Raw genomic sequence first — 9,537 nt, 5'->3', positions numbered from 1 at the left:
GTGTTCACCGCTGGACCCTGATGGGAAATTAAGCCCATTTCGGCCTTGGATTGAGGGGCGAGACCGTATGTCTGAAGGCAGGGCGGTTTTATCCCATAATGGGTGGGATAATTGAGAGAAGTACTGGATCCCGGATACCGGATACGCGTTTCAGGCTTGGTCGACGGTGACAGTATCCGTCACATTTCCGGTATGCACCCGTTCAAGGGCGAGAGCAGCCTGGTTTGCAAATGCGGTGAGGATCCGGGACTGATCGTAGGTAATGCCGCCGCTTTGTGCTGCAGGTTTTACCCCCAGAATTCCCAGCACGCCCCGGGAACTCTGGATCGGGATGTACCGGATCTTTGACCCGTGGAGCGTATCAGTGTCGTAGCCTGCGGTTGCGCCATGCTGGAATGCCCAGGTCGCGACTGCGAGATCATCAGCATCGAGGACCAGTCCAGGGGTTTTTCCCTGCACAACAAGACCATTTTTTTCGGGCATAAAAAATGCGCACTCCCACTGGAAGATCTCTTGGATGTGCTGCGAAACAGCTGTCGTGATTGCACCGGTATCTGTTGCGACCGCGAGATCCTGCGAGAGTGCGTAGAGCGTGCTGGTTTCTCTTTCCCGGATCTGTGCTGCATCGGCATGCCGGCGTGCCCGGGCGACGAGCATGCTGATTACCGTACCAACAATTATCATACCGATAAAGGTGACGAGATATTGGGTGTCGGAGATACGGAACGTCAGGTACGGCGGTACAAAGAAGAAATCGAATGCGAGGACGCCGATGACTGAAGTGAAAATTGCGGGTCTGAGACCCCGCTTGAACGCGATGACAACAACTGCGAGCAGGTAGAACATCAACTGGTTGACCGGGGAAATAATGGGGTGGAAGAGCCATCCAAAGATGGTAACTGCAACGACAAGCGTCAGGCTGTCCACATAATCCCAGGGGGGGGTCGCGGGCAACAGGGGATCCTGGCTTACCGGTGGTGCTTTCGGTATATCCTTATCGCTGCTGATCACGTACACATCGATGTGCCCGCTGTTATGAATGAGCTGGTCGACCACTGAGCCAAAAACAAATTCCTGCCACCGGGGGCGCAGGGTCTTTCCTATAATGATCCGGGTTACGTTGTGCTGCCGTGCGTATTCGAGGACCGTGTTTGCCACGTTGAGCCCGAATATGCTTGCGGTTGTTGCGCCCAGTTTTTCTGCGAGCTGGAGCGAACGGTCGACCTGTTCTTTTGATTCCTGCGAGAGCCCGTGATGGGTAGGCGTCTCGACATAGATTGCGCACCAGCGTGCATTGATCCGGTCAGCCTGCCGGCGGGTTGTCCGGATCAGCCTTTCTGCAAGCGGGCCCGGACCGATACAGACCAGCAGGTATTCGCCGACCGGCCAGGGACCGGGGATCGAACGCGTCTGCATATACGCAAGCATCTGGTTGTCGACGCGTTCTGCGGCCCGGCGCAGTGCAAGCTCGCGGAGAGCATAGAGGTTACCTTCGTTGAAGAACTGCTCGATCGCCCGGGCCGCCATGTCGGGCACGTACACTTTTCCCTCGCGGAGGCGCTGGAGAAGTTCGGGCGGTGCGAGATCGACAATCTCGATCTCGGATGCCTCGTCAATCACCCGGTCAGGGATCTTCTCCTGCATGATGACACCGGTGATCTGGGCCACCACATCGTTAAGGCTCTCGATGTGCTGGACGTTTAAGGTGGTATAAACGTCGATTCCAGCCGCAAGCAGTTCTTCTACATCCTGGTACCGTTTCGGGTGCCGGGTGCCCGGGGCGTTTGTGTGGGCGAGTTCATCGACAAGGACTAGTTGTGGATGTGCAGCAAGGATGGCATCGAGATCCATCTCGGAAAGTTTTACACCACGGTACTCGATCTGCTGCATGGGAATAATGGGGAGGCCTTCCATGAGCTCCTCGGTCTCGCGCCGCCCGTGGTGCTCAACATATCCGATCCTGACATCGATTCCCTCGTCTTTTTTGAGATGCGCTGACTTGAGCATCTCGTAGGTCTTCCCGACTCCCGCGATATACCCAAGAAAAATCTTGAGTTTGCCCCGCTTCTTCTGCAGTTCTTCTTTTTGTACACGTGCAAGAAGTGTATCGGGATCAGGGCGTTCGTCCTGACGATGATTGGGAGATACCGGCATAGGTCAGGTTCACACTCCCAAGAATACAAGCAGCATATCGATGATCTTTATTCCGATGAAGGGGGCAATAAGCCCGCCGACACCGTAGAACAGGATATTGTTCCTGAGCGCCTCTTCTGCCGACATTGCACGGTATTTCACGCCCCGGAGCGCGAGCGGGATAAGCGCGACGATAATGAGCGCGTTGAAGATCACTGCGGACAGGATGCCATTGTGGAGACCGAGGATGTTCAACCCCGAAAGCGAGGGGTATGTCGAGGCAAAGGCGACCGGGATGATGGCGAAGTACTTGGCGATGTCGTTTGCAATAGAGAACGTAGTAAGCGCCCCCCGGGTCATAAGGAGCTGTTTTCCGATCTCCACGATCTCGATGAGCTTTGTCGGGTTGGAATCGAGATCGATCATGTTTGCCGCTTCGCGGGCCGGCTGGGTGCCGGTATTCATGGCAACCGCGACATCGGCCTGCGCAAGCGCCGGGGCGTCGTTTGTCCCGTCGCCGGTCATTGCCACCATCCGCCCGCCGGCCTGGTACTCCCGGATCAGTTTGAGTTTGCTCTCGGGCGTTGCTTCTGCGAGGAAATCATCGACGCCTGCTTCTGCGGCAATCGTTGCGGCGGTGAGCCGGTTATCCCCGGTGATCATGACTGTCTTGATACCCATCTTTCTGAGCTGGACAAAGCGTTCCTTGATCCCGCCTTTTACAATATCTTTTAAGTGGATGACCCCCAGAGCCTTTCCATTCTGTGCGACGACAAGCGGGGTCCCGCCGGCCCGCGAAATGATATCAACTGTCTGTCTGAGTTCATCCGATACGGTGTTGCCACTGCACTCGATATACTTAAACAGCGCATCGGCCGCGCCTTTCCTGATCTGGAGTTCACCCTGATTGACCCCGCTCATCCGGGTCTGGCTGGAAAACGGGATGAACTGCATCCCCGCTTCAGGTCCCGATCCGCCGACCGTCCGTCCGCGGAGACCGTACTTCTCTTTTGCAAGCACCACAATGCTGCGGCCCTCAGGAGTTTCATCGGCAAGAGATGCCAGTTGAGCGATCCCGGCAAGGTCCTCGACCGTGGTCCCGTCAACCGGTATAAAATCGACGGCCTGCCGGTTCCCGAGAGTTATGGTGCCGGTCTTGTCGAGCAGGAGGACGTCCACGTCCCCGGCTGCCTCAATTGCACGGCCTGATGTTGTAATCACGTTTCTCTGGATGAGCCGGTCCATACCGGCAATACCGATTGCTGAGAGGAGCCCGCCGATTGTCGTCGGTGCAAGGCAGACAAAGAGCGCCACGAGCACCGTGATGGTGACCGTTGTCCCTGCCCCGGCGGCCTGGACGCTATATGCAGAAAACGCATAGAGCGCCGCAGCCACTACGACAAAGATCGTAGTCAGGCCGATCAACAGGATGTTGAGTGCGATCTCGTTTGGTGTCTTCTGGCGCTTTGCCCCCTCTATGAGACTGATCATGTGGTCGAGGAATCCTTCCCCGGGATTTGCACTCACGCGGACGATCAACCAGTCGGAAAGGATGACGGTCCCTCCCGTGACTGCACTCCGGTCCCCGCCGGCTTCACGGATAACCGGGGCGCTCTCGCCGGTGATCGCGCTTTCGTTAATCGATGCGATGCCTTCGAGGATCTCGCCATCCACCGGGATTGTATCTCCGGCTTTTACATAGAACAGGTCGGACTTGTGCAACGCCGAAGAGGACGCCAGCGTAAAGTCGGTGTCCTGCGGTTCGCAGCCTTTTATGATCCTGTACCGGTCACAAAGTCTTTTTGCGGTCGTTTCCTGCCGCATCTTTCTGAGGGATTCGGCCTGCGCCTTGCCCCGGCCTTCCGCAAGCGCCTCGGCAAAGTTTGCAAAGAGTACCGTAAACCAGAGCCACGCGGAAATGGCACCGATAAACCCGGCCGGTGCTTCCCCGGCCCCGGTAAGTGCCTGGAGGTACAGCAGGGTCGTTATCGCACTGCCTACTTCCACGGTAAACATGACCGGGTTATGGATGAGCGTCCGCGGGTCGAGTTTGAAGATTGCGTCGATTACTGCCCGCCGGTAGAGACCCGGGACGGCCGGGGCTTTGCGGGTTTTTTCTCCGTCAGACATGGATCATCCCTCCTGCAACCATCCTCATATATTCCGCGATGGGGCCAAGCGAGAGCGCGGGGAGGAAACTGAGCGCACCGATAATGATGATGACAAAGACCAACCACAGGATAAACAGCGGCCGGTGATCGCGGAGCGTCCCTTCACCCGGGGGAACAATCTTTTTTGCGACAAGGGACCCTGCGAGTGCAAGGGTCAGGACGATCGTCGCATAGCGCCCGATAAACATCGCTATTGCGAGGGTAATATTATAGAACAGGCTGTCTGCCGAGAGCCCGGCAAAAGCGCTGCCGTTGTTCTGCGCTGCCGAGGTGTACGCGTACAGGATCTCGGTAAAGCCATGCGGTCCCGGGTTGAAGACGCCGGCCTGGCCCTGGGCCGTGAGGACGGCAAGGGACGTGAAGGTAAGAATAAGGATGATGGGGATGAGGATGATGATCGTCGCCATCTTCATCTCATGCTGCTCGATCTTCTTGCCATAGAGTTCCGGCGTCCGCCCGACCATCAGGCCGGCAACAAACATCGCGATGATGACAAAAATGAGCATGCCATACAGGCCGGATCCGACACCCCCGAACACCACTTCACCCAGATGCATATCAAAAAGTACGACACCACCGGCCACGGGCATGAACGAGTCATGCATGGCGTTGACCGCACCGCAGGAGGTGCTCGTTGTCACCACCGCGAAAAGGGCAGAAGGAACGATCCCGAACCTGACCTCTTTTCCTTCCATGTTCCCTCCCGACTGGAGGTGAGAAGGAGCCTGGTCGATGCCAAGCGGCGAAAGTGCAGGGTTTCCTCCCTGCTCGGACCAGATGGCAAGGCCGAGCAGCGGCAGGAAGATAAGAGTCATCGCGAGCAGGAGGGCAACTCCTTTTCGTTTCGACCCGATCATGATCCCGAACGTGATGCAGAGCGCTATGGGGATGATGATCATGGCAAACATCTCGACAAAGTTCGAGAACGGCGTGGGGTTTTCCAGCGGATGCGCAGAATTGGCATTGTAATACCCGCCGCCGTTTGTCCCCAGCATCTTGATTGCGATCTGAGAGGCGACCGGTCCAAGCGGGATGGTCTGGTTGGTGATAAGAGCCCCGGTGCTGTCCTTTACCGGGTCAAGGAGCGGCACAGTCACCGGGCCGCCAAATGTCTGGGGAGTCCCCTGCGAGACGAGCACGAGTGAGATGACGAGGCAGATGGGGATCATGATCATGACGCTGCGCACAAGCAGCACCCAGAAGTTGCCAATCGTTGCAGCCGATCTCCGCGAAAACGCATAGATGAGAGCGATAAGAACGGCGAGCCCGACTGCCGCTGAGAGAAAGTTCTGGACGACAAGGCCAACCATCTGCGTGAAGTAACTGACCGTCACTTCCGGCACATAGGCCTGCCAGTTGGTGTTGGTCGCAAAGCTGATCGCGGTGTTGAGCGAGAGGTCCCAGGGTACTGCCCCGAGTCCCGACGGGTTGAGCGGCAGGAACTGCTGCACGAGCTGCATGACAAAGACAACACCGATGCAGGGGATGGCAAAGACCATGACGGCAACGGCAAACTGCTTCCAGTCCATCTCCTCCCCGAGAGCAACTCCGCAGAGCGTGAGGACTTTTTGTTCGAACCAGTCAATGACCGGTGAGAGGAAGTTTGGTTTACCGGTAAAAATCTTTGCCATCCATGCACCAAGGGGCACGGCAAGGAGTGCGACGAGGACAATAAAGAGGATCAACTGGATCCAGTCCGACACCCGCATGCCAAAGACCAGATCCGGGGAGTGGTTCTGAAGCAGGGCAGACGATCCGGTGTACTGCGGCACGGATATTGCATGCGAACTGAGATCATCGAGTGCAAGATTTAATGAGAGAACGTTTACCCGTGGCTCGCCGAATATCCCGAACTGTCGGGGCTCGATCTGTGAAGCAACGAGTGCGGAGACGTCGGATTCGGACAGGTTGCGTTCGCGGGCAACGCGGGACACCTGGTATTCCGCTGCGGCGACCGAGATGTCCGGGTCAAGGCCGCTGCCCGATGCGGTGACCAGATCGACCGGGATCTCACGGGTGTTGCCGGGATCGACGGCATGAAGCGCGTCGACCTGGGCCTGGGACTGGTTCACGAGCGCCGGGTTATTGGGCCCGAGATTGGATCCCGACGATGCGCCGGCATTATATGGCACCGGCGATGTAGCGGAGAGACGGCCCCAGAAATACTGCGGCGATGAAAACGGCTGCCCGATCTGGGACGAGCCGGCTACCTGCCCGTTATGTATGAGGAGATCCCCGTTTGACTGGACCGGGAATACTACTTGTGCGATACCTGTGACAACAAGTGGGTAAAGAATGCCCACGATAAGCGTGAGCAGGAAAAATATCAGTACCGCAGGTTTTGCCTGTTTTTTGATCATAGATCCGATCGAACCGGCAGTCAAGAAATGACCCCTCACGCGTATTCCCTTCCGGGTTTTCCCGGCCCGGGGTTTCGCTTGTACCAGCGTTCGAGATTGATAGTATAAATGCTCTCTCCGAAAGTATCGTTTAACCGTGGACGTCCTGTTCTCCTCTCTGTTTAGTATCACGTCTACAGGTTTTGTATCATGGAATTGCGGTTCCATGTAACTACTAAAAAATCTGCTGGGCGCGCAGAAACATATCTTATGTGGTGCCAGCGTCCGTTGAAATAATCAAAAAAGGCTTTGATGTGAAAGGAGAACGTTATCCTTTGTACCGGGTGTACCGGAAGAGCGGCATACCGTTGATGTGCAGCGAATCATCTGAAGAATCGTAGATCCAGAGCGTGGTATTTCCTGTCCGGGACTCTGCGACATATTGCCCCTGGCCGGTCTTTGTCCAGTTCCCCAGTTCGACCTGCTCTCCGCGTTCAAGGTAATAAGTGGAATACAGGTATGTCTGGTTTTCATAGAAAATCATGTGGAAATCGGTCTGAGGGGGTTCACCTCCCACCCACTGACCGACCACCGGATCCGGTGAGGCCCCGATCCAGTGAAAGCCTGGTATCTGCATGCACCCTGTGGCGAGTACTGATACCAGTATGCATACCAGCACAGCTGCAGGGAAAAGAAAGCCGGCACGCATAATATCTGATAATCCCCGGCCGATATAATGAAATTTTCGGCCTCGGAAATCTACGTTCTCCGAGTTTTTGTTAAATTATATCGAAGATGTCGTGTTGTATGCCACGATAAAGGTGTCCGAGCAGTCAACCGGGAATTACTGTTGGGTACTTTTATCGGAAAATATCATTTCAGATAATTTTCACACTATCCTAACAAAATCCTCAAAAAACCTCTTTGGACAGTCCTGCATTTTTTTGATCCGGGCGAAACCTATCTATAGTGAAAATCTCTACAGAAAAGTATTATACACTATACAAACCGGCACTTCGTCCGGTCCAGACTATGATCTGATGGTTCCCGGTGTATCTGCCGACGCCCCGAGAAATGTATGACTGAAACAACCCACAAACTTCAGGTTGCCATATCGGCGCTGATACTTATCATGGCGACAGCGACGTTTTTCTTTGGCCCGGGGATCCTTCTCAAGTTATCGAACCAGAACGCGCAGACTTCCTCAACTATACCCACGGTGAGTGGTGTCGGGTCATCCCAGAATTATCTCTCCCCTATGAGTAATCAGAGCAGTGCTGCGGCGATTAACCTGATCTTGGGCCGGTGGAGCAGGGATCCGGATCCGGATAATCCAGATGTCATTGAAAACTGGACATTTTACAAGGACGGCGCGTTCAGCGTGATGCACGACACCGTTGACAAAACATCCCCACCAATTGTCGATCAGGGTGCCTGGGATTACGTAGGGAACAACAGTTACCTCATAACCGTAAACGGGGAACGGATTGATGTTTCCTGGAACGGCAGCGTTCTTTTGAATGTTGAAGAGCAGAGTACATTTCACCGGCTGGCGACATGATACCGGCACCAATCCGGAATGATCCGGGACAGGGATGATGAACCAAATCGTATTGATTCTCTAATCGCGTGGTCTCTCTGCGGGAAATTGAAACGCTGGTAAAATTGTGCGAAACGTTGTCTTTATGGTGCCCGTTCATCCCAATTTACCTAAATGAGATTTACTCCTGGTACATGAGATGTTTTTTTATTAAAAACGTTTTTCCCGGCTGCGGAATATATTTATGTAGGTTTGTGATATAAAATTAAAATATATACTCAAGTCATATCCTGATCCGGTCTCCATGAATACTATGGCAGAAATTTCCCCAAAACTCCAGATTATTATATCGGTGCTGATTCTGGTAATAGCAGTAGTTTCGTTCATTGCCGGGCCCGGTATCCTTCTCCGGTATTCGAACCAGAATGCGCAGCCCGCTTCCACTGTTACGCCGGTAACCGCTGCCGGTTTTTCGCAGGTGTCTCCCTCTTACACAGGAAACGCCGTTAATACCACTGACAGAAATATGATCTTGGGCCGGTGGGCCAAGGATCCGGACCGTGATGATCCGGATGTGCTGGAAAACTGGACCTTCTATGAGGACGGGACATTCTCCGAAGCCCATGACACCCGCGACAGCGCCGACCCGCCGTCATTTGATCACGGGACCTGGACATACACCGGGAACAGCAGTTATCTTGTCGTATTAGGCACAGAACAGATGGACATCCAGCGGACCGGTAATATCCTCACGAACGTCGAGGATAAGTGCTCGTTCCACCGTATCATCCAATAATAACAGCAGACTGGCGCCCGGCTTCACAGCCACCGGGTCTCCTTCAGCACAATCCCGGTTTCTCCGATTCAGGCAAGTCTTTTATAATGTCCGTAGGGTAATTACCCCCTGTCATAGATAAGACGGATGAGGTTCTCCCGTCCTTTTTTATTTCTGGATGACTCCCCGCTGCTGGAGATCATTGAATGTGGAATTCACCGTGGACTTTGGCATGCCCAGCACTTTTGCGATCTCTAAGTGGAATTGTTCGCCGCCGTTTGAACTGATCAGCTGGACGATCCGCTCTTCGAGGCAGACCAGATCGGATTTGGATAAGCGAGAGGCCTCATTTGTTCTTTTTCCTGAAATACAGGATCGCGTAGACAATACCGATGATCACCGCGACCAGGAGGGAAAGGTAGACCGGGTTGGATACGATCCCCGCGAAACCTGTCAGGTTTTTCACATCGATGGGGACTTTCATCGGGTCGGAGATGTAAGTATCATCGAGAGCATCGAGGTACCGGATCTCTGAATCGAGGCCGTATTCTTTGATGGTCGCATCGCTTGCCACACTGA

General features: G+C 54.5%; 7 protein-coding genes and 1 pseudogene. 2 read left to right on the top strand and 6 right to left on the bottom strand.

Annotated elements, in window-relative coordinates; translation table 11 throughout:
- Window positions 1-150 precede the first annotated feature (150 nt).
- From WCE46_RS02220 to WCE46_RS02205, 4 genes are all read right to left on the bottom strand, one after another.
- Entirely contained in the window at window positions 151-2,154 is a 2,004-nt protein-coding gene (locus WCE46_RS02220; RefSeq protein ID WP_424732071.1) for a DUF4118 domain-containing protein, read from the bottom strand.
- Between the two features lie 9 nt (window positions 2,155-2,163).
- The gene (gene kdpB, locus WCE46_RS02215) at window positions 2,164-4,263 is read right to left on the bottom strand and encodes a potassium-transporting ATPase subunit KdpB (RefSeq protein ID WP_424732070.1); all 2,100 of its coding nucleotides are present in this window, start codon (window positions 4,261-4,263) and stop codon (window positions 2,164-2,166) included.
- Complete coding sequence (kdpA, locus tag WCE46_RS02210; RefSeq protein WP_424732069.1) at window positions 4,256-6,664, bottom strand: potassium-transporting ATPase subunit KdpA; 2,409 nt, start codon at window positions 6,662-6,664, stop codon at window positions 4,256-4,258. Before kdpA ends, kdpB begins: the two co-directional genes overlap by 8 nt.
- Window positions 6,665-6,971: 307 nt before the next feature.
- A complete protein-coding gene (locus WCE46_RS02205) occupies window positions 6,972-7,187 on the bottom strand; it encodes a hypothetical protein (protein WP_424732068.1) in 216 nt (71 codons plus the stop codon).
- A 534-nt stretch (window positions 7,188-7,721) separates the two neighbouring features.
- Here WCE46_RS02205 and WCE46_RS02200 point away from each other — a divergent pair.
- Window positions 7,722-8,204 carry a hypothetical protein gene (locus WCE46_RS02200; protein ID WP_424732067.1) on the top strand — a complete coding sequence of 161 codons (483 nt, stop codon included), beginning with the start codon at window positions 7,722-7,724 and terminating at the stop codon, window positions 8,202-8,204.
- Window positions 8,205-8,496: 292 nt separating this feature from the next.
- A complete protein-coding gene (locus tag WCE46_RS02195) occupies window positions 8,497-8,979 on the top strand; it encodes a hypothetical protein (protein ID WP_424732066.1) in 483 nt (160 codons plus the stop codon).
- 147 nt (window positions 8,980-9,126) lie between these two features.
- On the opposite strand, the gene WCE46_RS02190 is transcribed toward WCE46_RS02195, so the two are convergent.
- Entirely contained in the window at window positions 9,127-9,345 is a 219-nt protein-coding gene (locus WCE46_RS02190) for a helix-turn-helix transcriptional regulator (RefSeq protein WP_424732065.1), read from the bottom strand.
- Window positions 9,305-9,537 (bottom strand): annotated as a pseudogene (locus tag WCE46_RS02185) (S-layer protein); the annotation flags it as partial. The pseudogene WCE46_RS02185 and the gene WCE46_RS02190, both read right to left, overlap by 41 nt.

Source organism: Methanoregula sp., assembly GCF_049690535.1.
Taxonomy (GTDB): domain Archaea; phylum Halobacteriota; class Methanomicrobia; order Methanomicrobiales; family Methanospirillaceae; genus Methanoregula.
The sequence above is the reverse complement of the archived record's forward strand: the minus strand, read 5'-3'. Positions and strand labels throughout refer to the sequence as shown.

Coding starts and splice junctions, on each gene's coding strand:
- WCE46_RS02220 (WP_424732071.1), bottom strand. CDS start 2,154: ATGCCGGTATCTCCCAATCATCGTCAGGACGAACGCCCTGATCCCGAT.
- kdpB (WP_424732070.1), bottom strand. CDS start 4,263: ATGTCTGACGGAGAAAAAACCCGCAAAGCCCCGGCCGTCCCGGGTCTC.
- kdpA (WP_424732069.1), bottom strand. CDS start 6,664: ATGATCAAAAAACAGGCAAAACCTGCGGTACTGATATTTTTCCTGCTC.
- WCE46_RS02205 (WP_424732068.1), bottom strand. CDS start 7,187: ATGATTTTCTATGAAAACCAGACATACCTGTATTCCACTTATTACCTT.
- WCE46_RS02200 (WP_424732067.1), top strand. CDS start 7,722: ATGACTGAAACAACCCACAAACTTCAGGTTGCCATATCGGCGCTGATA.
- WCE46_RS02195 (WP_424732066.1), top strand. CDS start 8,497: ATGGCAGAAATTTCCCCAAAACTCCAGATTATTATATCGGTGCTGATT.